At 40.8% G+C, this 578-nt stretch carries 1 pseudogene; it reads right to left on the reverse strand.

Features of this window, described 5'->3' with window-relative positions:
* Positions 1–22 precede the first annotated feature (22 nt).
* Positions 23–578 (reverse strand): annotated as a pseudogene (locus RH85_RS10165) (IS1 family transposase); the annotation flags it as partial.

A 578-nucleotide genomic window follows, 5' to 3' on the forward strand; every position in this document is an offset into this window, starting at 1 on the left:
GGTCATGACTCCAACCTGTTGATTAATAGTAAAACTCTCGTTCGATAAAGGTACCGATGACCTTATCGTGCATTTCTTCTGATCTGGAGAAGCCGATAGTTTTTCGAACGAGTCGCTTTAAGCGAGTTCTCAGGGTGAGATTGGTTCGTTCTATCCTTTGCGTATACCGCTTACCTATGATGTGTTTCTCTCTTGGTAAGTTCGCTGAATAAATACGGTAGTCGTCTGTACAATAAAAAGGAATGGTAAACTTCGATAGAAGACGTTGTAGTTTATTAAATGCCTCGGTATCTCTTTTACCAAAAGCGTGGGCAATGATCCGCTTATATCTAGGCTCCCAAGCATACCAAAGCCAACGTTGATTATTCTTGTTACCAACAAACGACCATTGTTCATCGACCTCACATATCAACTCAATGTTAGCGACATCAAAAGGTATTGTCGTTACTTGTCTAGGTGAGAGTTTTTTAAAGTGCGTAAAACGGTGTTGTAAGCGACTTTCAACACTCGGCCAGTATCTCTTACGCCAGAGCTATTCATTGCCATTTCAAGAATTTTATCTTTAACGCCAGGCTTAC

This window comes from Vibrio ichthyoenteri ATCC 700023, from assembly GCF_000222605.1.
GTDB lineage: Bacteria > Pseudomonadota > Gammaproteobacteria > Enterobacterales > Vibrionaceae > Vibrio > Vibrio ichthyoenteri.